Source organism: Limnohabitans simekii (SeqCode) (genome assembly GCF_965234735.1).
GTDB lineage: Bacteria > Pseudomonadota > Gammaproteobacteria > Burkholderiales > Burkholderiaceae_C > Limnohabitans > Limnohabitans simekii.
Genome location: NZ_OZ248540.1, coordinates 581,292 through 605,271, shown reverse-complemented (window position 1 = coordinate 605,271; position 23,980 = coordinate 581,292). Strand labels below are relative to the sequence as shown.

Sequence of the window (23,980 nt, the reverse complement as noted above, 5' to 3'; positions counted from 1 at the left end):
TTCAATACAAAAAATTATTCAACGCGTAAAACATGGGTTGGTTTGAAACCGAAATCTGCGGCCTTGCCTTTGCGGGCCCGCGAGCCCTTGGCATTGTTCAGGCTTCTGATTTCCAGTGCTTCCGCGCGGTCTTTGCCGCCTCGACCCACACCGAGGATGCTGATGCTGCGGGTGTAGGCAGCCGCACCAGCCAAGCTGTCTTTGGCATCCAAATCCATCAGCATCAAGCCGCGACCGCCTTTTTCCATGGCTTTGAGTTCGCCAATGTCGAAGGTGAGGATGCGACCACCAGCCGAGGCACAGGCCACATGGGTGGCAATCGGCAGGGGCATGGCACCATTGCCGCCGCCCACCAAGGACGGCACGCACAAGGTTTCGCCTTCGGCCAAATTGATGAAGGCCTTGCCACCTTTGTTGCGTGAAATCAGGTTGTCGATGCAACACACAAAGCCATAGCCACCCGAGCCGCTGAGCAACAAGGTGAGCGTGGCGGGGCCCGCAAAGTAATGCACCAACTGCGTGCCGGATTCGACATCCACCAAGGTGGTGACTGGCTGACCATCGCCCCTCGCACCGGGCAAGGACGCCACCGGCACCGAATACACCCGACCATTCGAGCCAAAGGCGATGAGTTGATCGACGGTGCGGCACTCGAAAGTGTCGTAGAGCTCGTCACCGGCTTTGAAGGCGAAGCTGCTGGGGTCGTGGCCATGGCCGGTGCGAGCACGCACCCAGCCTTTGTCCGACACCACCACCGTGACGGGTTCGTCAATCACTTTCACTTCCGCCACGGCTTTTTTCTCGGCCTGAATGAGTGTGCGGCGATCGTCGGCAAAGGTTTTGGCGTCAGCTTCGATTTCTTTCACCATCAGGCGGCGCAGCGATGTGGCGCTGCCCAAAATGTCTTCCAGCTTGCCCTGCTCTTCGCGCAATTCTTTGAGCTCTTGCTCGATCTTGATGGCTTCCAAACGCGCCAACTGGCGCAAGCGGATGTCCAAAATATCGTCGGCTTGGCGCTCTGACAGCTTGAAACGTTCGATGAGTGCGGGCTTGGGTTCGTCGCTGTGGCGAATGATGCGAATCACTTCGTCGATGTTGAGCAACACCAACTGACGGCCTTCCAAAATATGGATGCGAGCCAGCACTTTGTCCAAGCGGAACTGCGAGCGGCGCTGCACCGTGGTTTGGCGAAACGCAATCCACTCTTCCAGCATTTGGCGCATGGTCTTGGGCACGGGCCGACCGTCCAAACCCACCATCGTCAAGTTGATGGACGACGAACTTTCCAAGCTGGTGTGGGCCAGCAAACTGGTGATGAGTTCTTGTTGTTCGATGGTGCGGGTTTTGGGTTCGAACACCAAACGCACTGGGGCGTCTTTGCTCGACTCGTCGCGCACACCGTCGAGCACCGCCAAGATGGTGGCCTTGAGCATGGTTTGCTCGGGGCTGAGCGCCTTTTTGCCGGTCTTCACCTTGGGGTTGGTGAGCTCTTCAATTTCTTCCAGCACTTTTTGGCTGCTGACACCGGGTGGCAATTCGTTGACCACCAACTGCCATTGACCCCGCGCCAAGTCTTCGATCACCCAACGCGCCCGCACTTTGAGCGACCCCCGACCAGTTGCATAGGCGTCTGAAATGTCCGAGGCGCTGCTGATGATTTGACCGCCACCGGGGTAATCCGGTCCGGGCAAGAGCGTTAGCAATTCTTCGTGGCTGAGCTTGGGGTTTTTGATGAGCGCCACACAGGCATCGGCCACTTCGCGCAGGTTGTGGCTGGGGATTTCGGTGGCCATGCCCACGGCGATGCCGCTGGCCCCATTGAGCAATGCAAACGGCAAACGGGCGGGCAACTGCTTGGGTTCTTCGGTGGAGCCGTCGTAGTTGGGTTGGAAGTCCACCGTGCCTTCGTCAATCTCGTCGAGTAACAGACTGGTGATACGGGCCAAACGCGCTTCGGTGTAGCGCATGGCTGCAGCGCCATCGCCATCGCGCGATCCAAAATTGCCTTGGCCGTCAATCAGGGGGTAGCGCTGCGAAAAATCTTGCGCCATGCGCACCAAGGCGTCGTAGGCGGCGCTGTCGCCGTGCGGGTGGTAACGGCCCAGCACATCACCCACCACACGCGCACTTTTCACAGGCCGTGCGCCTACGGCACCGTTGGGTCCGCCAAAGCCCAAGCCCATGCGCGACATCGAATACAAAATGCGCCGCTGCACCGGCTTTTGGCCATCGCAGACATCGGGCAAGGCGCGGCCCTTGACCACGCTCAAGGCGTATTCCAAGTAGGCACGTTGGGCGTAGTGGCCCAGGGCGATGCCGTCGTCCGACTCGGACGAGGCATTCAAATCAACAACAGGTGTGTCACTCATGGTCAAACATCAATCTCGATGGCGTCGCCGTGCAACTCCATCAGTTCACGCCGCGCTGCGGCCTCGCCCTTGCCCATCAATTGGGTGATCAGGCCCTCGGTTTGTGCAAAATCCAGCACGCCCAACTGCACCGGCAACAAGCGGCGTGTATCGGGGTTCAAGGTGGTGTCCCAGAGTTGCTCGGCATTCATCTCGCCCAAGCCTTTGAAACGGCTGATGCTGCATTTGTCACGCGGCACGCCGTCTTTGGCGCATTTATCCAAGATGGCGGTCAGTTCACCTTCGTCCAAGGCGTACATCTTGGCCGCAGGCTTTTTGCCGCGAGCCGGTACATCCACCCGAAACAAGGGTGGCCGCGCCACATACACATGGCCGGCTTCAATCAGTTTGGGGAAATGCCTGAAAAACAAAGTGAGCAACAGCACTTGGATGTGCGAGCCATCGACATCCGCGTCACTCAAGATGCAGACTTTGCCGTAGCGCAGACCGCTCAGGTCGGGCGTGTCGTTGGGGCCGTGCGGGTCCACGCCAATGGCCACCGACATGTCGTGCACTTCGTTGTTGGCAAACAAGCGGTCGCGCTCGACTTCCCAGGTGTTGAGCACCTTGCCGCGCAGGGGCAGGATGGCTTGGCTTTCTTTGTCGCGGCCCATCTTGGCGCTGCCACCGGCGCTGTCGCCTTCCACCAAAAACAATTCGTTGTGCGCCAAGTCGCGGCTTTCGCAATCGGTCAGCTTGCCGGGCAACACGGCCACACCCGAGCCTTTGCGCTTTTCCACTTTCTGACCGGCTTTTTGGCGCAGCTGCGCGGCACGGATGACCAATTCGGCCAGCTTTTTGCCGTAATCCACATGCTCGTTCAGCCACAAATCCAAGGCTGGTTTGACAAAACTAGACACCAAGCGCACGGCGTCCCGCGAGTTCAAGCGCTCTTTGATTTGGCCTTGAAATTGGGGGTCGAGGACCTTGGCGCTGAGCACAAAACTGGCGCGGGCAAACACGTCTTCAGGCAACAACTTGACGCCTTTGGGCAGCAAAGCGTGCAGGTCGATGAAGCTTTTCACGGCGTTGAACAAGCCGTCGCGCAAGCCGCTTTCATGGGTGCCGCCCGCGCTGGTGGGAATCAAATTCACATAGCTTTCGCGCACCGGTGCGCCGTCTTCGGTGAAGGCCAAGCACCACTGGGCACCCTCGCCTTCGGCAAAACTGTCATGGCCTTCATCCGCAAAGCCTTCACCCTCAAACAAAGGAATGAACGGGTCGTGGCTCAGGGTCTGCATCAGGTAGTCGCGTAGACCGCCTTTGTAGAGCCAGGTTTGGCTGTCTTTGGCCTTTTCTTGCACCAGCGTGACGCTGACACCCGGCATCAGGACCGCTTTGCTGCGCAGCAAATGGATGAGTTCGCCCAATGGCAGGTTGGCTGATTCAAAGTACTTGGCGTCCGGCCAGACCCGCACCACCGTGCCTTGTTTGCGGTCGGCGCTGTCAGCCTTGCGGATCTTGAGTTTTTCGGTGACGTCACCGGCCTCGAACACCAAGTAGGCTACTTGGCCATCACGGTAAGAGGTGACTTCCATGCGCTTGGCCAAGGCGTTGGTCACGCTCACGCCCACGCCATGCAGGCCGCCGGAGAAGCTGTAAGCGCCGCCCTTGCCCTTGTCAAATTTGCCACCGGCATGCAGCCGGGTGAACACCAGCTCGATGACCGGGGCTTTTTCTTCGGGGTGCATGCCAAAGGGAATGCCGCGTCCATCGTCTTCGATGCCGATGGAGCCATCGGCAAACAGGGAAACACTGATCTTTTTGCCAAACCCCGCCAAAGCCTCATCGGCGGCGTTGTCGATCACCTCTTGGATGATGTGCAGGGGGTTGTCGGTCCGGGTGTACATGCCCGGGCGTTGCTTGACGGGCTCCAGCCCTTTGAGGACCCGGATGGAGCCTTCGGAGTAGTCGGATTGTTTGGTGGCCATGGGCGGCGATTGTAGACAGACTGCATGACAGCCACTGGACAAAACCACAGCCCTTGGCCAAAGAGCCTGATTTGATTCAACCTCGTTACAGTTAAGCCATGCAAAGCAACGACAAAACCCTCCCCCTCTGGCAAGTGCTGGCCTGCGGCGCGCTGATCGTGTCCATGGCCATGGGCATTCGCCACGGTTTTGGCCTGTGGATGCAGCCCATGACCCAAGACATGGGCTGGGGCCGCGAAGATTTCGCACTGGCCGTGGGCATCCAAAACATCAGCTGGGGGGTGTTTGGCATCTTCTCGGGCATGCTGGCCGACCGATTTGGCGCTTTTCGGGTGATTTTGATCGGCGGACTGATGTATGTGGCCGGGTTGTGGGGCATGGCGCATGCCAGCACCACCTGGGGACTGATGCTGACAGCAGGCTTGTTGGTGGGCGCGGCCCAAGCTGGCACCACCTTTGCCGTGGTGTTTGGCGTCATTGGCCGCAACATCCCGGCTGAAAAACGTTCTTGGGCCATGGGCGTGGTGTCTTCGGCAGGTTCGTTTGGCCAGTTTGTCATGGTGCCAGCCGCCTCTTATTTGATTGGCCATCTGGGTTGGCAACAAGCCTTGGTGTTCTTGGCAACGCTGTTGATCACGATTTTCCCCTTGGCCATGGGCTTGCGCGAACCGGGCTTTGCTGGCGGTGCGGCACCCCAGCGCGATCAAAGTATTTGGCATGCTTTGCGCGAGGCCTTTGGCTACCGCAGTTTTCAGTTGTTGATGGCGGGTTACTTTGTCTGTGGTTTTCAAGTGGTGTTCATTGGCGTGCACATGCCCAGCTATTTGAAAGACCAAGGCATGGAGCCCTATGTGGCCAGCACCGCTTTGGCGCTCATTGGTTTGTTCAATATCTTTGGCACCTACGCCGCAGGCAGCCTGGGGGAAATTTGGCCCAAGCAAAAAATCTTGTCGGGTATTTACCTTGCGCGTGGGATTTTTGTGATTGGCTTCATCAGTGTGCCCATCTCGCCCCTGACCGTCTATATTTTTGCCGCGCTGATGGGCTTGTTGTGGTTGTCCACGGTGCCGGTCACCAGCGCCTTGGTGGCGCAAATTTTTGGCGTGGCGCACCTGTCCATGCTCAGCGGCTTTGTGTTTTTGAGCCACCAATTTGGCAGTTTTTTAGGCGTTTGGCTGGGCGGATGGGTCTATGACCGCACCGGCAGTTACGATGTCATGTGGTACTTGACCATCGCCTTGAGTGTGTTTGCCATGCTGATCAACCTCCCGATCAATGAACGCGCCATCGAGCGCCAAGCGGTGCCTGCATGAGAAAGGTAGTGCTCTGGCTGACCTATGCTCTGGGAGCATTCTCCCTCGCGGGTGTTTTTGCCATGTACCTGCAGCCTGAATTCGTGTTCAATTTGGCCAATCAAGTTTGGAGCTGTTTTTAAGATGCCCAACATCATCATCACCGGCGCATCCGATGGCATTGGCGCAGAGTTGGCACGCCAACTCTCTCGCCGCCACGGCCTGCAGGCCATGATGGTGTTGGCAGCGCGAAATGCTTCGGGCTTACAAGCCGTCGCAGCTGAATGCAATGCTCTGGGTGCGCGAACCCTCATCCTTCCTACTGACGTGACCGACGCTGATCAATGCCGCTATTTGGTCGACACCACGGTGCGTCAGTTTGGCAGTTTGGATATTTTGATCAACAACGCTGGTGTCTCTGGCCACGCACTGCTGGAAGATGTGCCTGCTGACAAACTGGCTTGGTATGAACACATGATGCGGGTGAATCTGTGGGGCAGCGTGTATTGCACCCATGCCGCCTTGCCTGCACTCAAAGAAAGCCATGGCCGCATTGTGGCCGTGTCATCGCTGGCCGGTATGGTGGGCGTGCCCGGTCGCACGGCTTATTGCGCCAGCAAATTCGCCATGGCTGGTTTTTTTGAAGCCCTGCGTGCCGAGGTGAAAGACGCTGGAATCAGCGTCACGATTGCCTACCCCGGGGTGGTTCGCACGCAAATTCGGCACCACGGTTTCAATGCCCAAGGTGACATTGCCGGCGAAAGCGGTCTGCACGAAGACAAAGCCATGACCACCCAAGACTGTGCCCGACAGATCATCTATGGCATGGTGCGACGTCGCCGAGAAGTGGTCATGACCGCGCCCGGCAAACTGGCCCGCTACCTGAAGCTGGTTGCACCTTGGTTGGTGGAGCACATGGCGCAAGCAGCTGTGAAAAAAGAATTCCAAGCCAAGACACCATGAACGGGTCCGTCATCAACTTTCATCGTTCCAACCCATGAGCACGGCTGTTCACGGCGCAGGTGATCCCTCGCCGTGGGTGCAACGCTGGTCACACCTCATTACGGCCTCAGGCCGTGTCCTAGATTTGGCCTGTGGCCATGGTCGGCACATGCGGTTTTTGCAAGCCCAAGGGTTTCAATGCCTGGGCCTGGACAGGGATACAGCCGCACTTGATGCCGCGAAGCCCTTCGGGGAAGTTCTTCATGCCGATGTTGAAAACCAAACGTGGCCCTTGAACGGTGTGCAGTTTGACGCGGTGGTGGTCACCAACTATTTATGGCGGCCTTTGTGGCCTCACATTTTGAATAGTTTGAAGCCCGATGGTGTTTTGGTTTATGAAACCTTTGCAGCGGGTAACGAGACCGTGGGCAAGCCTTCCAACCCCGATTTCCTGCTGAACCCTGGCGAACTGCTGGGGGTTTGCAAAGACTTGCGGGTGGTGGCTTTCGAAGACGGTTACTTGCCCGATCCAGCGCGATTTGTGCAGCGTATCGTGGCTGTACATGCCAATCAAAATTCCAATGCCAGGGCCACTTACCGTTTGTCCTGATACCCGATTAAACCTTGCAGGCTAACAACTTGATGCGACAAGCTGACCACCCGAAGCCTAAAGCTAGAATCACCTCTTTAGTCACACTCTGACCTCATTCAATGACACCCATCTCTGGAAGCATCGTGGCCTTGGTCACACCGATGTTGGAAGACGGCAGCATCGACTACCCCCATTTGCGTTCGCTCATCGAATGGCATATTTCGCAAGGGACCGACTGCATAGGCGTGGTGGGCACCACCGGCGAATCTCCCACGGTGACGGTGGAAGAACACTGCGAAATCATCCGTGTTTCTGTAGAACAAGCCAAGGGCCGCGTGCCCATCATGGCCGGTTGCGGTGCCAACTCCACATCTGAAGCCATCGAGTTGGCCAAGTTCGCCAAAAATGTTGGCGCCGATTGCCAATTGCAAGTGGTCCCCTACTACAACAAACCCACCCAAGAAGGCCAGTATTTGCATTTCCGCGCCATCGCTGAAGCGGTGAATTTGCCCATGGTGCTCTACAACGTGCCCGGCCGCACCGTCGCCGATATGCAGCACGACACCGTCATGCGTTTGGCCCAAATTGACGGCATCATTGGCATCAAAGAAGCCACCGGCAACATCGAACGCGCTCAATGGCTGATCCACGAAGCGCCAAAAGGCTTTGGTGTCTACTCAGGCGACGATGGAACGGCTGTGGCCTTGATGCTGTGCGGTGGACAAGGCAATGTCAGTGTGACTGCCAATGTCGCGCCCAAACTCATGCATGAACTCTGCGTGGCCGCCATGGCTGGCAAAGCGCACGAAGCCATGGCCATCCAGCGGCAGTTGCTGAATTTGCACAAGCACATGTTCATTGAAGCCAACCCGATTCCTGTGAAATGGGCTGTGGCCCGCATGGGTTTGTGTGGTGGCACCATGCGCTTGCCCATGACCCCTTTGTCCAGCCAGCTCGAACCGCTGCTGGAATCTGCTCTTCGCAAGAATGGCCTGATTTAATTGATCTCCTTGAAGGACACATCTTGAAGTCATATTCGTTGTTGAATTCTCTACGCTCTGTTGGCTTGTTGTTGGCTGTCGGATTGGCAGGCTGTTCATCGGTGCTTGAAACCGATAAGGTCAATTACAAAACCGACACTGAAAACAAAAGCCAAGCCAATTTGGAAGTCCCGCCTGATCTGAGCAAAATCAACCGCAACAAACGCTATGAAATGCCCAATGGCACGTTCAGTGCCAACCAACAAGACGACAGCAAGGGCAACGCCGGTGCAGAAACCACCAGCCCACTGCAGTTGGCCGATGTTCAGGTCAAGCGTGCAGGCAACCAAATGTGGCTGGAAATTGGTCGTCCACCGGAAGATTTATGGCCGCAAGTGCGTGACTTCTGGAAAGAGTCTGGTTTTGTGTTGGCCCGTGATGAACAAAAAATTGGCGTGATGGAAACAGACTGGGCTGAAAACCGCGCCAAGTTGCCGCAAGACTTCATCCGTCGCAGCTTGGGCAAGGTCATCGATTCTCTTTACTCCACTGGCGAACGGGATAAATTCCGCATCCGTTTGGAGCGTACCGCCAACAACAGCACCGAGTTGTTTGTGAGCCACCGAGGTCTGATGGAGGTCTACACCGACAACTTGTCGCGCACCACCACTTGGCAATCACGCCCCAACGACCCGGAGTTGGAGAAAGAATTTTTACGCCGAATCATGGTCAAACTCGCGCCCGCCACCCCCAGCCCAGACAAAGCGATGGACCAAGTGGCGGCCAGCAGCGCGAGCAATCTCATCAGCTTGAATGGCAAGCCCGCAGTGTCGTTCAACCAAGGGTTTGACATTGCATGGCGTCGTGTGGGTGTGGCGCTAGACCGCAATGGTTTCACCGTTGAGGACCGAGACCGCAAGCAAGGCATTTACTTTGTCCGCTATGTCGAAGTTGGCCCAGAGGGTGAAGAGGGCTTTTTCAGCAAATGGTTTGGCAAAGCCAAGTCGGGTGCCCAAGGTCCCCAACAATACCGTTTGAAACTGCAGAACGGCGATGCTGGCGGCACAACCATCTTGATCCTGAACTCTTCAGGTGAGCCCGACGGCTCTGCCAACGCGCAAAAAATCGCCCAATTGCTCGTCAGCGAACTGCAGTAAGCCGGTGCTGCGGTTCAAAAACCTGGGCAGTGGCAGCGCGGGTAACGCGACCCTGGTTGAAGCGCAGTGCGGCACTCAGGTGTCGCGCTTGCTGATCGATTGCGGCTTGAGCCTGCGCGAACTTGGCAAGCGCTTGCAAGCTGCCGATCTGAACTTGCAAGACATTGATGCGGTCTTCATCACCCATGAACACGCCGACCACGTGGGTCACGCGCGTTCGTTTGCCCAAAAAACCGGGGCTGCCGTTTGGATGAGCAAGGGCACGGCTCTGGCCTGTAATTTGGACGAGTGGGATTTGGCGGCCGATCAATTTCAAGTGGCACGTGACGGTGAGGCCATCGATCTGGGGGCTTTGCAATTGCATCCCTTTACCGTACCGCACGACGCTCGCGAACCACTGCAATTGCGTTGCACCGATGGTGATGTCCATTTGGGTGTTTTGACCGACTTGGGTCATGGCAGCAGCCATGTGGTGCAAGCCTTGCAACAGTGTCACGCGCTTTTGCTGGAATGCAACCACGACACCGAACTTTTGGCGCAATCAAGCTATCCGGTCTTTTTAAAAAAACGCATCGCTGGGCCGCAAGGTCACTTGTCCAATGAGGAGTCAGCGCAGCTCACCAAAGCGCTGGTACATCCCAGTTTGAACCTGATCGTGGCAGCCCATTTGAGCGAACGCAACAACCGCCCCGACTTGGCACAACACCTCGTGGCCTTGGCTGCTGGTTGTCAGCCTGCCGACATTCAAGTAGCCGATCCCCTGCTGGGTACGCCTTGGTTCAAGGTCCACTGAGCAAGCAGCCATGCAGCCTTGATTCGCCTGAGATGGGCGAATGCAGGCCAAAAAAAAGCCACCCGAAGGTGGCATTTTTTTCGAAGCAGAAAAAATTACTTCTTCTCTTCAGCAGGAGCAGCAGCAGGAGCAGCAGCTGGGGCTTCAGCAGGTGCAGCAGGAGCAGCAGCAGGGGCTTCAGCAGCAGCAGGGGCAGCAGCAGGTGCAGCCTCTTCTTTTTTACCGCAAGCAACCAGAGCAGCAGCCAACAAAGTTGCCAAGAGGAGTGACTTTTTCATGGAAATTTCCTTTAAGTGATGCGAAAACATTGCAAGGTTTGCCGCAAGCCTTGATCTAGATCAAAACTTGCAACTGAGCCGATGGACTCAAGCTCCTTCAACTCAGCCTGCGAGTATAAGTGATTTCCCATAGCATCAAAAAAAGCCCCAAATTTGATCATTTTGACGCATGCAACCAGCCTGCTTGAAGCCAGGACAGGAGTAAGTCACGCACTTGCTCGGGTGCATTGGCCATTTGGTATGCATTCAAGCTGCGTTGATCGGCCAATTGGCGTAAAGCGCGGGCATCAGCACCACGGCAACGCCAACTTTCGCCGTTGATGAAAACGAAATCTTTGTCATAAAGCATTTTGCTTTTGTCGTCCAAGCGCACTGCACCAAGTTGATGCGGTGTTGGCTGGGTCTCAAACCACACGGAAGATTTGGGCTCTGATAAAAATTCTCCCAATGCGCAGCGAACGTCACTTTGGCGCTTCAAGGCTTGTTGCACAGCCGTTTGTGCAAAGCTTTGCAAGGCCAGTGGAATCATGGCGGGGTGTTGGGCTGCGGGCTGGCGCGGGTCTTTGTAGAGCGCCGACGTGGCATCAGCTTCCATGTCAGCCACGCGGGTCAGCAGTTCACGTGCCAAGTTTTCGGGTGACTCTGCCTTGAAGCCAATCGAATACGTCATGCATTCACCCACCGCCACACCTTCATGGGCATAGTGCGGCGGCAAGTACAGCATGTCGCCAGCCTCCAGCACAAAGGTCTCGGTGGGTTTGAAGGCTTTCAAAATTTTCAGCGGCACGTCATCGCGCAAGCGCAGGTCTTTTTGCGAACTGATGCGCCAACGACGCTTTCCTTGGGCTTGCAGCAAAAACACGTCGTAGCTGTCAAAGTGTGGACCGACACCACCACCATCGGTGGCGTAGCTGATCATCACATCGTCCAAACGGGCATCGGGCACAAAGCGAAAGCGGTCACGCAATGCGGCCACTTGTGCGTCATGCAAGTCCACTCCCTGCACCAGCAAGGTCCAATGCGGTCGGCTGAAAGGCGGCAAGCTGCGCGGTTTGAACGGCCCGTGGCGAAACGTCCAAGCTTTTGTTTTGATGTTGCCCGTGACCAAACGGGATTCAACCTCAGGCAACGCGGCCAAGGCCAGCAAGGCTTGGCGGTTGAGCAGCGGTTTCATGTCCGGCACCGCTTGGCGAATCAGCAAGGGCTTTTTTTGCCAATACTTGCGCATGAAGACGTCAGGGCTGATCTGTCCCAACACACTGGGCACGGCGGTTTTTTTCATGGTCACTCCAAACTGCGACAATTCTGCCCCATGAACATCACACCCGATTGCGTTGTGGCCCTGACATGGGTCCTCAAAGACACCCAAGGCGAACTCCTGGACGAACTCGACGACCCTGTGGAGTTTTATTTGGGCGGTCATGACCTGCTCGACAAAATCCAACATGCCTTGCAAGACCACCAAGTGGGCGATCAGATCGACCTGCATTTGGAACCCGAAGACGCGTTCGGCGACTTCGACGAGTCCCTGATCTTTTTAGAGCCGCGCGGTTTGTTTCCAGAAGGCTTGGAAGAAGGCATGACCATCGAAGGCCACGCCCTGCCCGCTGCATGCAGCAGCGAGATGCCCAAAGAAGTGATTTACACCATCACCGATTTGTACCCGGAGCATGTGGTGCTGGATGGCAACCATCCGCTTTCTGGCCTGGCTTTGCGCATCGCGTTGAAAATCACTGGTGTGCGCCATGCCACCAGCCAAGAGAAAGCGCATGGCAGTTGCGGCTCGGGTTTCTTCACCTTGCCGCCTGCGCCGGGCAGCGACACTTTGCATTGAGTCTTCGCTGCAAGCAGGCGCTGCCGTTCACCATGGCGCCTGCGTGATGAGCGCTCTGCTTCAGGATTGGCCCGTCGAGCCGTAACCGCCTTCACCGCGCTCGCTGGCGGCGGCAAATTCATTCACCAGGTTGAACTGCGCTTGCACCACGGGGACGATGACCAATTGGGCGATGCGCTCCATCGGTTCAATCGTGAATGCCACATCACTGCGGTTCCAGGCGCTCACCATCAGCTGACCTTGGTAATCACTGTCGATGAGCCCCACCAAATTGCCCAGCACGATGCCGTGCTTGTGGCCCAAGCCCGAGCGCGGCAAGATGAGCGCGGCAAAGCCCGGATCGTTCAAATGGATGGCCATGCCGGTGGGCACGAGTTGCCAAGCATTGGGCTGCAAGGTGAGCGGCGCCTCCAAGCAGGCTCGCAAGTCCAAACCTGCGCTGCCCGGTGTGGCGTAGCCAGGCATCTGATCGGCCAAACGGGCGTCCAAGATCTTCACATCCAACTTCATGCGTGTTCCTTGCTTGATTTCAAACGGCGCGCCACTTCGGCCACCAATTGGCGAGCCAAGGCCAGTTTGGTGGCGCGTGGCCATTCGGTGCTGCCTTGCGCATCAACCAACAGCAAGGCGTTGTCGTCCGCACCGAAGGTGGCCGGGCCGATGTTGCCCACCATCAGGGGCACGCCTTTGCGCAAGCGCTTGGCCTGTGCATGGGCTTGCAAGTCGTGGCTTTCAGCGGCAAAGCCCACGCAATACAGCGCGCCAGTTTGTGCCCGCGGGCTGGCCGCCACCTCGGCCAAGATGTCGGGGTTTTCTTGCCATTGGATGGCTGTCATGCCGCCGCCGCCGTCTTTTTTGATTTTTTCCACGGCCACCTGCGCGGGCCGCCAATCGGCGACAGCCGCTGTGGCAATGAAAACGTCGGCCTGGCCCGCCTGCGCCAACACAGCCGCCTGCATGTCCAGCGCAGAGCGCACATCGATGCGCCTTACCCCATGCGGCGTGGCCAAGGCCACGGGGCCCGCCACCAAGGTCACCTGTGCACCGGCTTGTTGTGCGGCGGTGGCCAAGGCAAAACCCATCTTGCCGCTGGATAAATTCGTGATGCCGCGAACTGGATCAAGCGCTTCGTAAGTGGGGCCAGCGCTGATGAGGACTTGCTTGCCTTTTAAAAGCTTGGGTTGGAACAAGGCCACCAGTTCTTGCAGCAATTCATCGGGTTCGAGCATTCGGCCGTCGCCGCTTTCGCCGCAGGCTTGCTCGCCTTGGCCCACGCCCAGCACCTGGGCCCCATCATCCTTCAATTGCGCCATGTTGCGCTGGGTGGCGGGGTGCGCCCACATTTCGCGGTTCATCGCCGGGGCCAAGAGCAGCGGCACTTTGTCCAAAGGACGGGCCAAGCACATCAAACTCAGCAAATCATCGGCGCGGCCGTGCAGAAGTTTGGCCATGAAATCGGCGCTGGCCGGGGCCACCAAGATGGCGTCGGCTTCTCGGCTGAGGTTGATGTGGGCCATGTTGTTGGGCTCGCGCTCATCCCACTGGGACACATACACCGGGCGGTTGGAGAGGGCTTGCATGGTCACCGGGGTGATGAACTGCGCCGCCGCCTCGGTCATCACCACCTGCACCGTGGCGCCTTGTTTCACCAACGCACGGCACAGTTCGGCTGCTTTGTAGCAGGCAATGCCGCCGCTCAAACCGAGCAGGATGTGTTTCTTGAACAGATCAGTCATGGGGCGCAATGTAGCAGAGCCTATAATTTCCTATTACCACCTCTGGGGAGCAGGCCCTCCCAATTAGACATGACCAAATTTGTCTTCGTCACAGGCGGTGTGGTGTCTTCCCTGGGCAAGGGAATCGCCGCCGCCTCTCTTGCAGCGATTCTTGAATCGCGGGGCCTCAAAGTCACCCTGATCAAGCTGGACCCCTACATCAACGTCGACCCGGGCACCATGTCGCCCTTCGAGCACGGTGAGGTGTTTGTCACCGAAGACGGCGCTGAAACCGACCTTGACCTGGGCCATTACGAGCGCTTCATCACAACGCGCATGCGCCGCACCAACAATTTCACCACCGGCCAGATTTACAAAAGCGTGCTGGAAAAAGAACGCCGGGGCGACTATTTGGGCACCACGGTGCAAGTCATTCCCCACATCACCAACGAGATTCAAGACTTTGTCAAGCGTGGCGCGGGCTTTGGCACCCCAGACGCGGTGGACGTGGCCATCGTTGAAGTCGGCGGCACCGTGGGTGACATCGAGTCCCTGCCGTTCCTGGAAGCCGCGCGTCAAATGAATTTGCGCATGGGGCCCAACAACACGGCCTTTGTGCACCTGAGCTATGTGCCCTGGATTGCTGCAGCGGGCGAACTCAAAACCAAACCGACCCAACACACGGCGCAAAAACTGCGTGAAATTGGCATCCAAGCCGATGCCTTGCTGTGCCGCGCCGACCGCCCGATTCCGCAAGAAGAACGCGCCAAAATTTCACTTTTCTCCAATGTGCCCGAGTGGGGCGTCATCTCCATGTGGGACGTGGACACCATCTACAAAGTACCGCGCATGTTGCACGAGCAAGGCCTCGACGCCCTCATCTGCGAAAAGCTCAAACTCAACACGCCACCAGCCAGCCTGAAGCGCTGGGACGATTTGGTAGAAGCGGTGGAACACCCACAAAGCGAACTCACCATCGCCATGGTGGGCAAGTATGTGGACTTGTCCGACAGCTACAAATCACTCAACGAAGCGCTTCGCCACGCTGGTATCCACAACCATGCGCGGGTGCACATCGAGTACATCGACTCCGAAACGCTAACGCCAGACAACACCCAGCAGCTGTCGCGCTTTGACGCGATCTTGGTGCCCGGTGGTTTTGGCAAGCGCGGTATCGAAGGCAAGATTTGCGCGGCCCGTTTTGCGCGTGAACACAAAGTGCCTTACCTGGGCATTTGCCTGGGCATGCAAATCGCCACCATCGAATACGCCCGCCATGTGGCGGGCTTGAAAGACGCCAACAGCACCGAGTTTGAGCCCGACACCCCCTTTCCGGTCATCGCGCTCATCACCGAGTGGAAAGACGCCGATGGCAGCGTCAAACAACGCCATGCCAACTCCGACTTGGGTGGCACCATGCGTTTGGGTGCCCAAACCTCGAACGTCAATCCTGGCACCTTGGCGCATGACATTTATGGTGATGTGGTGACCGAGCGTCACCGCCACCGCTACGAAGCCAACGTGAATTACCTCGACACCTTGCGTGAAGCAGGTTTGGTCATTTCTGCGCTGACACAGCAAGAGCAATTGACTGAAATTGTCGAGTTGCCGCAAACCATTCACCCTTGGTACATGGGCGTGCAATTCCACCCCGAGTTCAAGTCCACGCCTTGGGATGGCCACCCGCTGTTCAGCGCCTATGTGCACGCCGCACAGGCCTACCAGGTGGAACGCAAAAAACTCAAGGTTGTCGCATGAAGCTGTGCGGCTTTGATGCTGGCTTGAAACACCCCTTCTTTTTGATTGCAGGCACCTGCTCGATTGAGGGTTTGCAAATGTCCTTGGACGTGGCCGGTCACCTGAAAGAGGTTTGCGCTGCGCTGAACATCCCGCTCATCTACAAAGGCTCATTTGACAAAGCCAATCGGTCGTCGGGCAGCACCAAGCGCGGTGTCGGCATGGATGCGGGTTTGAACATACTGGACGAGGTGCGGCGTCAACTGCATCTGCCCATCCTGACCGATGTGCATGATGCATCCCAAGTGAAAACCGTGGCCAGCGTGGTTGATGTGTTGCAAACCCCGGCCTTTTTGTGCCGTCAAACCGATTTCATTCGCGCCGTGGCACAAGCCGGCAAACCGGTGAACATCAAGAAGGGCCAGTTCTTGGCCCCTTGGGACATGAAAAACGTGATCGACAAAGCGCGTGACGCCGCACGTGAAGCCGGTTTGCCAGAAGACAACTTCTTGGCCTGCGAACGCGGTGTGAGCTTTGGCTACAACAACCTCGTGGCCGACATGACCAGCTTGGCCGAGATGCGCCACAGTGGCGCACCGGTGGTGTTTGATGTGACCCACTCGGTGCAAAAGCCCGGCGGCCAAGGCACCAGCAGTGGCGGTGCACGTGACATGGTGCCAGTGTTGGCCCGCGCAGGTGTGGCCGCGGGTGTAGCCGGTTTGTTCATGGAAACCCATCCCAACCCGAGCGAAGCCTGGTCGGATGGCCCCAACGCCGTGCCCCTGAAACACATGAAGGCTTTGCTGGAAACCTTGCAAGCTTTGGACCGCGTGGTCAAAGCCCAGCCCTGGCTGGAAAATCATTTTTCTGTTTGAATTTTTAATATCAACCCCGAGGCTGTGACAGCCTGTGAATTTTTGGAAAGAAACACATGAGCGCAATCGTTGACATCGTCGGCCGTGAAATTTTGGACAGCCGGGGCAACCCCACGGTCGAATGCGATGTGTTGTTGGAAAGCGGTGTGATGGGCCGCGCTGCTGTGCCGTCTGGCGCCTCGACCGGCAGCCGAGAAGCCATTGAATTGCGGGATGGCGACGCCAGCCGCTACTTGGGCAAGGGCGTGTTAAAAGCGATTGAACACATCAACCACGACATCACCCAAGCCGTCATCGGTTTGGACGCTTCCGAGCAAGCCTTCCTCGACCAGACCTTGATTGAACTCGACCACACCGACAACAAAGCCCGCATGGGTGCCAATGCCATGTTGGCGGTGTCCATGGCCGTGGCCCGCGCAGCTGCTGAGGAAGCGGGATTGCCCCTTTACCGCTATTTCGGTGGCATGGGCCGCATGCAAATGCCGGTGCCCATGATGAACGTGGTGAATGGCGGTGCCCACGCCAACAACAACCTCGACTTGCAAGAACTGATGATCATCCCCGTCGGTGCGCCCACCTTCCGTGAAGCCGTGCGCTATGGCGCTGAGGTGTTTCACGCGCTGAAAAAAATCATGAGCGACAAGGGCATGAGCATTGCCGTGGGTGACGAAGGCGGTTTTGCCCCCAATGTGCCCAGCCATGAAGCGGCCATCCAAATGATTTTGGACGCGATCGACAAAGCGGGCTACACAGCGGGCGAACAAATCGTCTTGGGCCTGGACTGCGCGGCCAGCGAGTTTTACAAAGACGGTCTGTACCACTTGAACGGTGAAGGCCTGAAGCTGGACGCTGGTCAATGGACCGACATGCTGGCCACTTGGGCCGACAAATACCCCATCATCAGCATCGAAGACGGCATGGCCGAAGGCGACTGGGACGGCTGGAAAACACTCACCGACCGCTTGGGTCAAAAGGTGCAATTGGTGGGCGACGATTTGTTCGTCACCAACACCAAAATTTTGCAAGAAGGCATCGACAAGGGCGTGGCCAACTCCATTCTCATCAAGATCAACCAAATTGGCACCTTGACCGAAACCTTTGCCGCCATTGAGATGGCCAAACGCGCGGGCTACACCGCCGTCATCAGCCACCGCTCGGGTGAAACCGAAGACACCACCATCGCTGATATCGCGGTGGGTACCAATGCCGGTCAAATCAAAACCGGCTCACTCAGCCGCAGTGACCGTTTGGCCAAGTACAACCAACTGTTGCGCATCGAAGAAGACTTGGGCACCGTGGCCTCTTACCCCGGTCGCTCAGCCTTCTACAATCTGAAACCATAAACCCTGAACGCGAGTTGTCCCCATGCGTCGTCCTGTCCCCCTGATCCTGCTGAGCCTGCTGCTGATCCTGCAGCTGCAGCTGTGGTTTGGCCGGGGCAGCATTCCTGATGTCTGGCGCCTGCGTCAGCAGCACAACAACCAGCTACAACTCAACGCCCAAGCCGAACAAAGCAACGAACGCATGCGTGCCGAACTGCGCGACCTGCGTGATGGTTTGGAAATGGTGGAAGAGCGTGCGCGTATTGAAATCGGCATGGTCAAGCCGAATGAAATTTTTGTGCAGATCTCAAAATAACCCGTGAACACACCTGCACGCCATGTGGTGTTGATGGGTGCGCCTTGGTCAGACCGCCAACACCTTTCACAGGCTTTACAGGAAGTGCTCCAGCGCTTGCAACAAGACGCCTCACTGCACTGCCCCGCCTCCCCTGCTGAATTACACGCGCTTCCCCTGGGTGCTCAACACCTCTTGTGGAACCCGGCTGGCGGCTTGGTATTGGACGATTGGCGCAGCGAACTGCAGCGTTTGCAGCGCGGCTTTCAGGTGCTGCACGGTGAAGGTCCAGAAGCCTTGAAACAATGTATCTATGCCTTGCTGCCGCCCCACTTGGCCCAAGACTGGGCGCGACAACCGGTGCTGCCAAGGTGGACCGGTGTGTGCGAAACCTGTGGCGATGCGGACTGCGAGCAGCGCTTGTTCAGCCGTTTATTGCAAGGCTGAAGGGCTGGGTGGCGGAGGTGCAGTGTGCGCAAACAACTGCGCCGCGTCCACCGCGTCATAGTGGTATTGCTGGCCACAAAAATCACAACCCACCTCGATGTTCTCTCGTTCGGCCAAGATGCTGTCGGCTTCAGCTTGGCCCAAGCTGCGGATCATTTGGCTCACGCGTTCACGGTTGCAACTGCACACAAAACGCGGCGAGGCGTCGCCGGGTTGCGGTGTGAAATGCCGCACCTGCTCTTGCCAAAACAAGCGGTGCAACACCTTCTCTGGGGACAAATTCAACAGCTCTTCTGAAGTGAGGCTGTTGGCCAAGATGGCGATGCGGTTGTAGTCTTCGCTTTGGCCAATGCTGTCTTCGTCAGCCATGGTTTTGGTGCCACCCAGGTTGCCGATGCCGCCCATGGGCAGGCGCTGAATAAGCAAGCCTGCCGCCACTTGATCGTTGGCGGCCAGCACCAAGGTGGTGTCGAGTTGTTCGCTTTGCAGCATGTAGTGCGCCAGCACATCGCTAAAACGTTTCAAGGGTTGTTTGTGGTCGTCGTACAAAGACACCACGCCTTGGTAGGGCTGCTGGCCAGGTCGGCGTCCCACCGGGTCGAGGGTGATGGCGCAGCGGCCCAGGTTGTCTTGGTTGCACATGTCTTCAAAGGCCATGTTCGGGGTCACTTCACCAATGGTCTTGGCGGTCGAGCGCAAACACAAATCCGATTGCACTTCCACCACGGCCAATTTCAAAGGGCCTTCACCATGAAGCTGCAACACCAAGGCGCCTTCGAATTTGATGTTGGCCTGCATCAACACCGCAGCCGCGGTCATTTCGCCCAACAGATGCCGCACGGGTTCGGGGTAGGGGCCGGTTTCAAGGTTGTTGGCGCGACGGCGCAAGATGTCTTGCCAGCTGTCGGTCAATCGCACCAACATGCCGCGCACCGGCAGGCCTTCAAACAAAAACTTGTGCAATTCACTCATGGGATTCAATCGATTTTTTTCAGGCCAGCACGGTAACGTTGGGCGTTGTGGATGTAATGGCGGGCACTGGCACGCAGGCCTTCAATTTGTTCGGGGGTGAGTTGGCGCACCACCTTGGCGGGGCTGCCCAAAATCATCGAGCCATCGGGAAACTCTTTGCCCTCGGTCACCAAAGAACCGGCACCAACCAAACAGTTTTTGCCGATGCGCACCCCGTTGAGCACGATGGCGCCAATGCCAATGAGGCTTTCGTCGCCAACGGTGCAGCCATGCAGCATGACCTTGTGACCCACCGTGACGTTTTTACCCACCACCACCGGCATGCCGTTGTCAGCGTGGATGACGGCCAAGTCTTGCACATTGCTGCCCTCGCCGATGGTGATGGTTTCGGTGTCACCGCGAATGACGGCATTGAACCAGACGCTGGTGTAGGCGGCCAAGCTGACGGCGCCCATCACATCGGCGCTCTCAGCAATCCACGCGCTCTTGTCAATCTGCGGAAGGTGTTCGTCAAGTTGGTAAATCGCCATGGGGTTTTCTTTCTAGTGGGCTTTCTACAATTGTAGGGATGGAACTGCGCTCATCGGCTTTGAAGGTCTTGTGCATCAGCGACCCCGCCGAGAAGGTGCAGTCGCTGCAATCGCTGTGGAAGATGCACACCAGCTTGGCCATGGACACCACGTCAGTGTTTGACACCGAAGACCTGGTGGTGCCCGGTCGCCCCGCCAAACCCATGCTGTGTCCACCCCATCAAGTGCCTACGCGCTCTGTGCACACAGACGCTGGTTTGGCTGCCATGGTGCATGCCATTTGTCACATCGAGTTCAATGCCATCAATTTGGCCTTGGATGCGACATGGCGCTACGCCCACATGCCCCAAGCCTATTACCTCGATTGGCTCAAAGTGGCGCATGAGGAATCCACCCACTTTGTGTTGTTGCACGATTTGTTGCAAGCCATGGGACACGCTTATGGCGACTTTGAGGCGCACGATGGTTTGTGGGCCATGTGTGAAAAAACCGCATACGATGTGTTGGCCCGCATGGCCTTGGTGCCGCGCACACTCGAGGCCCGCGGCTTGGATGCGACACCCCTGATTCAAGCCAAACTGCATCTGTCCCAATCACCCCATGCAAAGGCTTTGCAATACATCTTGGACACCATCTTGCGCGATGAAGTGGGCCATGTGGCGGTGGGCAACCACTGGTTTCGATGGCTGTGTTCGCAGCAAGGCCTGGACCCCTTAAAGCACTACCCCGACTTGGTGACCAAACATGCGGCACCGCGCTTGAAACCGCCCTTCAACCATGAAGCGCGTTTGCAAGCGGGCTTCACCCAAGCCGAGATTGATTGGTTGTTGGCGCAACGCGTTTAAAAACCAAGTAGCCTGAACGAAGCGCGGGCATACGCCAAACCTCATCCCCTAGGATGATGCTGTGCATGCAGCGACTTCAAGCGTTCCCGCGCCACGTGGGTGTAGATGGTGGTGGTGGAAATATCGGCATGGCCCAGCAGCATTTGCACGGCCCGCAAATCAGCACCGTGGTTCAGCAAATGCGTGGCAAAGGCATGGCGCAAGGTGTGCGGTGACAACGGCACATGAATATCGGCCAGCAAGGCGTATTTTTTAATCAGCTTCCAAAACATGACTCGGCTCATCGCTGCGCCTTGTTGCGTCACGAACACCGCGTTGCTGTTGCCCTGGCCCAGCAAAGCGCCGCGCGCTTGCGCGACATAGCGCTGCAGCCAATCACCGGCTTCATCACCAAACGGCACCAGGCGTTCTTTGTCGCCTTTGCCCGTCACGCGCAACACGCCTTCGCGCAAATTCAAACTCAGCATCGGCAGGTTCACCAACTCGCTCACGCGCAAACCACTGGCATACAGCAGCTCCAGCATGGCGCGGTCGCGCAGGCCCAAGGGTGTCTCGATATTGGGTGCATTCAACAAGCTGTCCACTTGTTGCTCACTCAGACTTTTGGGCAAGCGCTGCGGTTGCTTGGCCGACAAGAGTTTCAAGGTCGGATCGACCTGCAAGCGGTTGTCGCGCAGGGCCCAGCGGTAAAAGCGCCTGAAGACGGTCATGCGGCGGTTCGCGCTGCTGGCCTTGGTGTCGTGGTGGCGGTGCGCGAAATAACTTTGAATATCGGGCTCTTGGGCATCCGACAAACTTCGGCCTTGGCTGTGCAGCCACGCCGACAAACCGTTCAAGTCGCGCCGGTAAGCCGACAAGGTGAGTTTGGACAAACCATCTTCCAACCACAGGCTATCGATGAAGGCATCGATCAGCGGGTCGGTGTGCTCAGTCGAGTTTGAGCTTTTGGTCATCGACCACCTTTTTGTAAAGCAGGTACTCGTCTTTGAGTTGCGCGGCAAATTGCGCCGGGCTGTTGGCCACCACCTTGGAGCCTGTGGCTTCGATGCGCTTGATGACCGCCGGGTCTTGCAGCACTTGGCGAATCGCTTGGTTCAGCTGCGCCACCAAAGCGGGCGGCATGCCTTTGGGCCCCCAAATGCCGTAAAGCGCAGGCCGATTGACTGCATCCAAGCCCAGTTCTTTGAAGGTCGGCACGTTGGGTAAATCGGCCACCCGCTGTGGGGTGGCAACGGCAACAGCCACCAAGCGGCCCGCCTGGATATGCGGCAAGGCCGAAGGCAGGTTGTCAAAAATGATCGGCACCTGCCCGCCGACCACGTCGCGCAAGGCTGGCCCTGCGCCGCTGTAGGCGATGTGCGCCACCGATGTTTTGCTCAAGCTCTTGAACAATTCCATTTGCAAATGGGCAATCCCGCCCATGCCCGAAGAGGCATAGTCGTAGCGGTTGGGCTGGGCTCGCAACACCTTCAACAAACCCGCCATGTCCTTGGCAGGAAAAGAAGCGTGCACTGCCAACACATTGGGGGTGGCCAGCATGTTGATGATGGGCGTGAAATCTGTCAGGGGGTTGTAGGGCACACGCGGATTGATGGCCGGATTGGTGGCCGCGCTTGAGAGCGTGGCCAAGCCCAGGGTGTAGCCATCAGGGGCGGCTCGCGCCAACTCGGCTGCGCCCACGACACCGCCGCCACCGGCTTTGTGGACCACCACCACGGTTTGCCCCAGCACCTTGCCCAAAGGCTCGGCCACGGTGCGGGCAAACAGGTCGGTGGAGCCGCCGGGTGCAAAAGGCACCCAAAGTTGAATCGGTTTGCTGGGGAAAGTTTGGGCTGAAGCGGTGTTGAACATCACACAACACCACAACACAACCCATGCCCTGAAAGGATGTTTGCGCGGCTTGGTCCGCACAGACCACAAGTTCAGAAGACGTGAAGCCATTCCATACCTCCCTCGAAGCTGCTGCTTGTTTGTCACACCACCACCGGCTCGGGTTCGAGCCGTATGCCAAAGCGCTCATAGACACTGGTTTGAATCGCTTTGGCCAAGGTCATCACCTCGCCACCGGTGCACGGGTTGCTGCGCCCGCCTTTATTGACAATCACCAAAGCCTGGCGCTCGTAAACGGCCGCGTTGCCGACGGATTTGCCGCGCCAGCCGCAGGCGTCGATCAACCAACCGGCGGCGAGTTTGATGCGGCCATCTGACAGGTGGTAATGCACCAATTTTGGTTCGCGGGCGATGATGTCGGCGCATTGCTCGGGCGAGACGGTGGGGTTTTTGAAGAAGCTGCCAGCGCTGCCCAGGTGCTCGGGGTCGGGCAGCTTGGCGCGGCGAATCTCGCAGACCCAGTCAAACACCTGCTGCGGCGTTGGTTGGGCCACGCCGTATTGCGCTTGTTTTTTGGTCAGATCAAGGTAGCTCACATCGCACTGCCATTTCTTGGGCAAGCGAAACCGCACCTGCGTGATGATTGCGCGGCCCAACAGGCCGAGGTCGCGGCTGTCGGTGGCAGCGTGTTTGAACACCGAGTCGCGGTAGCCGAAGGCGCATTGCGCGGCATGCAAGGTGAAGCTTTGGCCGGTATGCAAGTCCACTGCGTCCAAAGACTCGAAACGGTCTTGCAGCTCGACGCCATAAGCGCCGATGTTTTGCACCGGCGAGGCCCCCACCGAGCCGGGAATCAGCGCCAGGTTTTCCAAGCCGGGCCAGCCTTGCGCCAGCGTCCATGCCACAAACTCGTGCCAGTTCTCGCCCGCTGCGGCTTGCACCACCCAGGCTTTGTCGTCTTCGGAGACCAGCTGCTTGCCCATCAATTCGATTTTCAACACCAAGGGTTTCACGTCGCCCGTGATAACGATGTTGCTGCCGCCGCCCAGCAAAAAATGCGGCTCGTGGCGCTCGGGGCTGGCGAGGAAGGCTTGCACATCGGCGACGCTGGTCAGGCGCAGCAAACGCTCGGCGCGGGCGGCGATGCCAAAGCTGTTGTGGGGTTGCAGCGGGACGTTGCGCTCAATAATCATGTGAGAATTGTC

Annotated in this window: 24 protein-coding genes; 13 read left to right on the top strand and 11 right to left on the bottom strand. The window is 57.6% G+C overall.

What is annotated here, in order from left to right; translation table 11 throughout:
• Positions 1–14: 14 nt before the first annotated feature.
• Together parC and AC8GFP_RS03100 are read right to left on the bottom strand one after the other, a co-directional pair.
• Entirely contained in the window at positions 15–2,369 is a 2,355-nt protein-coding gene (gene parC, locus AC8GFP_RS03105; protein WP_506610120.1) for a DNA topoisomerase IV subunit A, read from the bottom strand.
• A 2-nt stretch (positions 2,370–2,371) separates the two neighbouring features.
• Positions 2,372–4,339: a DNA topoisomerase IV subunit B gene (locus AC8GFP_RS03100; RefSeq protein WP_506610118.1), complete on the bottom strand. Its 1,968-nt coding sequence runs from the start codon at positions 4,337–4,339 to the stop codon at positions 2,372–2,374.
• 98 nt (positions 4,340–4,437) lie between these two features.
• Here AC8GFP_RS03100 and AC8GFP_RS03095 point away from each other — a divergent pair, with 98 nt between their 5' ends.
• The 6 genes from AC8GFP_RS03095 to AC8GFP_RS03070 all read left to right on the top strand — a co-directional run bounded on the left by AC8GFP_RS03095 (position 4,438) and on the right by AC8GFP_RS03070 (position 10,095).
• Complete coding sequence (locus tag AC8GFP_RS03095) at positions 4,438–5,652, top strand: MFS transporter (RefSeq protein WP_506610116.1); 1,215 nt, start codon at positions 4,438–4,440, stop codon at positions 5,650–5,652.
• Between the two features lie 123 nt (positions 5,653–5,775).
• Positions 5,776–6,594 (top strand): SDR family oxidoreductase, encoded by an 819-nt coding sequence (locus AC8GFP_RS03090; protein WP_506610114.1) that lies wholly within the window; start codon positions 5,776–5,778, stop codon positions 6,592–6,594.
• A 34-nt stretch (positions 6,595–6,628) separates the two neighbouring features.
• Positions 6,629–7,183: a class I SAM-dependent methyltransferase gene (locus tag AC8GFP_RS03085; protein WP_506610112.1), complete on the top strand. Its 555-nt coding sequence runs from the start codon at positions 6,629–6,631 to the stop codon at positions 7,181–7,183.
• 101 nt (positions 7,184–7,284) lie between these two features.
• The gene (dapA, locus tag AC8GFP_RS03080; RefSeq protein ID WP_506610110.1) at positions 7,285–8,166 is read left to right on the top strand and encodes a 4-hydroxy-tetrahydrodipicolinate synthase; all 882 of its coding nucleotides are present in this window, start codon (positions 7,285–7,287) and stop codon (positions 8,164–8,166) included.
• 23 nt (positions 8,167–8,189) lie between these two features.
• The gene (gene bamC, locus AC8GFP_RS03075; protein ID WP_506610108.1) at positions 8,190–9,302 is read left to right on the top strand and encodes an NlpB/DapX family lipoprotein; all 1,113 of its coding nucleotides are present in this window, start codon (positions 8,190–8,192) and stop codon (positions 9,300–9,302) included.
• A 4-nt stretch (positions 9,303–9,306) separates the two neighbouring features.
• Entirely contained in the window at positions 9,307–10,095 is a 789-nt protein-coding gene (locus AC8GFP_RS03070; RefSeq protein WP_506610106.1) for an MBL fold metallo-hydrolase, read from the top strand.
• A gap of 95 nt (positions 10,096–10,190) precedes the next feature.
• Here the strand turns inward: AC8GFP_RS03070 and AC8GFP_RS03065 are convergent, their stop codons facing one another.
• Both AC8GFP_RS03065 and AC8GFP_RS03060 read right to left on the bottom strand, forming a co-directional pair.
• Positions 10,191–10,373, bottom strand: coding sequence for a hypothetical protein (locus AC8GFP_RS03065; protein WP_506610105.1), 183 nt, complete (start codon positions 10,371–10,373; stop codon positions 10,191–10,193).
• A 157-nt stretch (positions 10,374–10,530) separates the two neighbouring features.
• Positions 10,531–11,655 (bottom strand): JmjC domain-containing protein, encoded by a 1,125-nt coding sequence (locus tag AC8GFP_RS03060; protein ID WP_506610103.1) that lies wholly within the window; start codon positions 11,653–11,655, stop codon positions 10,531–10,533.
• A 30-nt stretch (positions 11,656–11,685) separates the two neighbouring features.
• Between AC8GFP_RS03060 and AC8GFP_RS03055 the strand changes: the two genes are divergently transcribed.
• Positions 11,686–12,207, top strand: a complete 522-nt coding sequence (locus AC8GFP_RS03055; RefSeq protein ID WP_506610101.1) for an FKBP-type peptidyl-prolyl cis-trans isomerase — start codon at positions 11,686–11,688, stop codon at positions 12,205–12,207.
• 60 nt (positions 12,208–12,267) lie between these two features.
• On the opposite strand, the gene dut is transcribed toward AC8GFP_RS03055, so the two are convergent.
• Together dut and coaBC are read right to left on the bottom strand one after the other, a co-directional pair.
• On the bottom strand, positions 12,268–12,717 hold the full coding sequence (dut, locus tag AC8GFP_RS03050) for a dUTP diphosphatase (RefSeq protein WP_506610099.1): 450 nt from the start codon (positions 12,715–12,717) through the stop codon (positions 12,268–12,270).
• Positions 12,714–13,943 carry a bifunctional phosphopantothenoylcysteine decarboxylase/phosphopantothenate--cysteine ligase CoaBC gene (coaBC, locus tag AC8GFP_RS03045; RefSeq protein ID WP_506610097.1) on the bottom strand — a complete coding sequence of 410 codons (1,230 nt, stop codon included), beginning with the start codon at positions 13,941–13,943 and terminating at the stop codon, positions 12,714–12,716. The genes dut and coaBC overlap by 4 nt, the downstream gene beginning before the upstream one ends.
• A 69-nt stretch (positions 13,944–14,012) precedes the next feature.
• Between coaBC and pyrG the strand changes: the two genes are divergently transcribed.
• Genes pyrG through AC8GFP_RS03020 form a run of 5 tightly spaced genes read left to right on the top strand, consistent with a single transcriptional unit; the run spans position 14,013 to position 18,598 of the window.
• Positions 14,013–15,680 (top strand): CTP synthase, encoded by a 1,668-nt coding sequence (gene pyrG / locus AC8GFP_RS03040; RefSeq protein ID WP_506610095.1) that lies wholly within the window; start codon positions 14,013–14,015, stop codon positions 15,678–15,680.
• Complete coding sequence (kdsA, locus tag AC8GFP_RS03035) at positions 15,677–16,534, top strand: 3-deoxy-8-phosphooctulonate synthase (protein WP_506610093.1); 858 nt, start codon at positions 15,677–15,679, stop codon at positions 16,532–16,534. The genes pyrG and kdsA overlap by 4 nt, the downstream gene beginning before the upstream one ends.
• 56 nt (positions 16,535–16,590) lie before the next feature.
• Positions 16,591–17,877: a phosphopyruvate hydratase gene (eno, locus tag AC8GFP_RS03030; RefSeq protein WP_506610091.1), complete on the top strand. Its 1,287-nt coding sequence runs from the start codon at positions 16,591–16,593 to the stop codon at positions 17,875–17,877.
• Positions 17,878–17,899: 22 nt separating this feature from the next.
• The gene (locus AC8GFP_RS03025; RefSeq protein ID WP_506610089.1) at positions 17,900–18,172 is read left to right on the top strand and encodes a septum formation initiator family protein; all 273 of its coding nucleotides are present in this window, start codon (positions 17,900–17,902) and stop codon (positions 18,170–18,172) included.
• A gap of 3 nt (positions 18,173–18,175) precedes the next feature.
• Positions 18,176–18,598, top strand: coding sequence for a hypothetical protein (locus AC8GFP_RS03020; RefSeq protein WP_506610087.1), 423 nt, complete (start codon positions 18,176–18,178; stop codon positions 18,596–18,598).
• Here AC8GFP_RS03020 and hslO read toward each other — a convergent pair.
• Entirely contained in the window at positions 18,584–19,570 is a 987-nt protein-coding gene (gene hslO / locus AC8GFP_RS03015; RefSeq protein ID WP_506610085.1) for an Hsp33 family molecular chaperone HslO, read from the bottom strand. The two genes, AC8GFP_RS03020 and hslO, sit on opposite strands and share 15 nt — an antisense overlap.
• A 5-nt stretch (positions 19,571–19,575) precedes the next feature.
• Entirely contained in the window at positions 19,576–20,100 is a 525-nt protein-coding gene (locus AC8GFP_RS03010) for a gamma carbonic anhydrase family protein (RefSeq protein ID WP_506610083.1), read from the bottom strand.
• Positions 20,101–20,138: 38 nt separating this feature from the next.
• On the opposite strand from AC8GFP_RS03010, the gene AC8GFP_RS03005 reads away from it, so the two are divergent.
• Positions 20,139–20,945, top strand: coding sequence for a ferritin-like domain-containing protein (locus AC8GFP_RS03005; protein ID WP_506610081.1), 807 nt, complete (start codon positions 20,139–20,141; stop codon positions 20,943–20,945).
• A gap of 41 nt (positions 20,946–20,986) precedes the next feature.
• Here AC8GFP_RS03005 and xerD read toward each other — a convergent pair whose 3' ends face one another.
• The 3 genes from xerD to murB all read right to left on the bottom strand — a co-directional run bounded on the left by xerD (position 20,987) and on the right by murB (position 23,968).
• A complete protein-coding gene (gene xerD, locus AC8GFP_RS03000; protein ID WP_506610079.1) occupies positions 20,987–21,898 on the bottom strand; it encodes a site-specific tyrosine recombinase XerD in 912 nt (303 codons plus the stop codon).
• Positions 21,873–22,796 carry a tripartite tricarboxylate transporter substrate-binding protein gene (locus tag AC8GFP_RS02995; RefSeq protein WP_506610537.1) on the bottom strand — a complete coding sequence of 308 codons (924 nt, stop codon included), beginning with the start codon at positions 22,794–22,796 and terminating at the stop codon, positions 21,873–21,875. Before AC8GFP_RS02995 ends, xerD begins: the two co-directional genes overlap by 26 nt.
• Before the next feature lie 122 nt (positions 22,797–22,918).
• Entirely contained in the window at positions 22,919–23,968 is a 1,050-nt protein-coding gene (gene murB / locus AC8GFP_RS02990; protein ID WP_506610077.1) for a UDP-N-acetylmuramate dehydrogenase, read from the bottom strand.
• Positions 23,969–23,980 lie beyond the last annotated feature (12 nt).

Coding starts and splice junctions, on each gene's coding strand:
- parC (WP_506610120.1), bottom strand. CDS start 2,369: ATGAGTGACACACCTGTTGTTGATTTGAATGCCTCGTCCGAGTCGGAC.
- AC8GFP_RS03100 (WP_506610118.1), bottom strand. CDS start 4,339: ATGGCCACCAAACAATCCGACTACTCCGAAGGCTCCATCCGGGTCCTC.
- AC8GFP_RS03095 (WP_506610116.1), top strand. CDS start 4,438: ATGCAAAGCAACGACAAAACCCTCCCCCTCTGGCAAGTGCTGGCCTGC.
- AC8GFP_RS03090 (WP_506610114.1), top strand. CDS start 5,776: ATGCCCAACATCATCATCACCGGCGCATCCGATGGCATTGGCGCAGAG.
- AC8GFP_RS03085 (WP_506610112.1), top strand. CDS start 6,629: ATGAGCACGGCTGTTCACGGCGCAGGTGATCCCTCGCCGTGGGTGCAA.
- dapA (WP_506610110.1), top strand. CDS start 7,285: ATGACACCCATCTCTGGAAGCATCGTGGCCTTGGTCACACCGATGTTG.
- AC8GFP_RS03065 (WP_506610105.1), bottom strand. CDS start 10,373: ATGAAAAAGTCACTCCTCTTGGCAACTTTGTTGGCTGCTGCTCTGGTT.
- AC8GFP_RS03060 (WP_506610103.1), bottom strand. CDS start 11,655: ATGAAAAAAACCGCCGTGCCCAGTGTGTTGGGACAGATCAGCCCTGAC.
- AC8GFP_RS03055 (WP_506610101.1), top strand. CDS start 11,686: ATGAACATCACACCCGATTGCGTTGTGGCCCTGACATGGGTCCTCAAA.
- dut (WP_506610099.1), bottom strand. CDS start 12,717: ATGAAGTTGGATGTGAAGATCTTGGACGCCCGTTTGGCCGATCAGATG.
- coaBC (WP_506610097.1), bottom strand. CDS start 13,943: ATGACTGATCTGTTCAAGAAACACATCCTGCTCGGTTTGAGCGGCGGC.
- pyrG (WP_506610095.1), top strand. CDS start 14,013: ATGACCAAATTTGTCTTCGTCACAGGCGGTGTGGTGTCTTCCCTGGGC.
- kdsA (WP_506610093.1), top strand. CDS start 15,677: ATGAAGCTGTGCGGCTTTGATGCTGGCTTGAAACACCCCTTCTTTTTG.
- eno (WP_506610091.1), top strand. CDS start 16,591: ATGAGCGCAATCGTTGACATCGTCGGCCGTGAAATTTTGGACAGCCGG.
- AC8GFP_RS03025 (WP_506610089.1), top strand. CDS start 17,900: ATGCGTCGTCCTGTCCCCCTGATCCTGCTGAGCCTGCTGCTGATCCTG.
- hslO (WP_506610085.1), bottom strand. CDS start 19,570: ATGAGTGAATTGCACAAGTTTTTGTTTGAAGGCCTGCCGGTGCGCGGC.
- AC8GFP_RS03010 (WP_506610083.1), bottom strand. CDS start 20,100: ATGGCGATTTACCAACTTGACGAACACCTTCCGCAGATTGACAAGAGC.
- AC8GFP_RS03005 (WP_506610081.1), top strand. CDS start 20,139: ATGGAACTGCGCTCATCGGCTTTGAAGGTCTTGTGCATCAGCGACCCC.
- xerD (WP_506610079.1), bottom strand. CDS start 21,898: ATGACCAAAAGCTCAAACTCGACTGAGCACACCGACCCGCTGATCGAT.
- AC8GFP_RS02995 (WP_506610537.1), bottom strand. CDS start 22,796: ATGTTCAACACCGCTTCAGCCCAAACTTTCCCCAGCAAACCGATTCAA.
- murB (WP_506610077.1), bottom strand. CDS start 23,968: ATGATTATTGAGCGCAACGTCCCGCTGCAACCCCACAACAGCTTTGGC.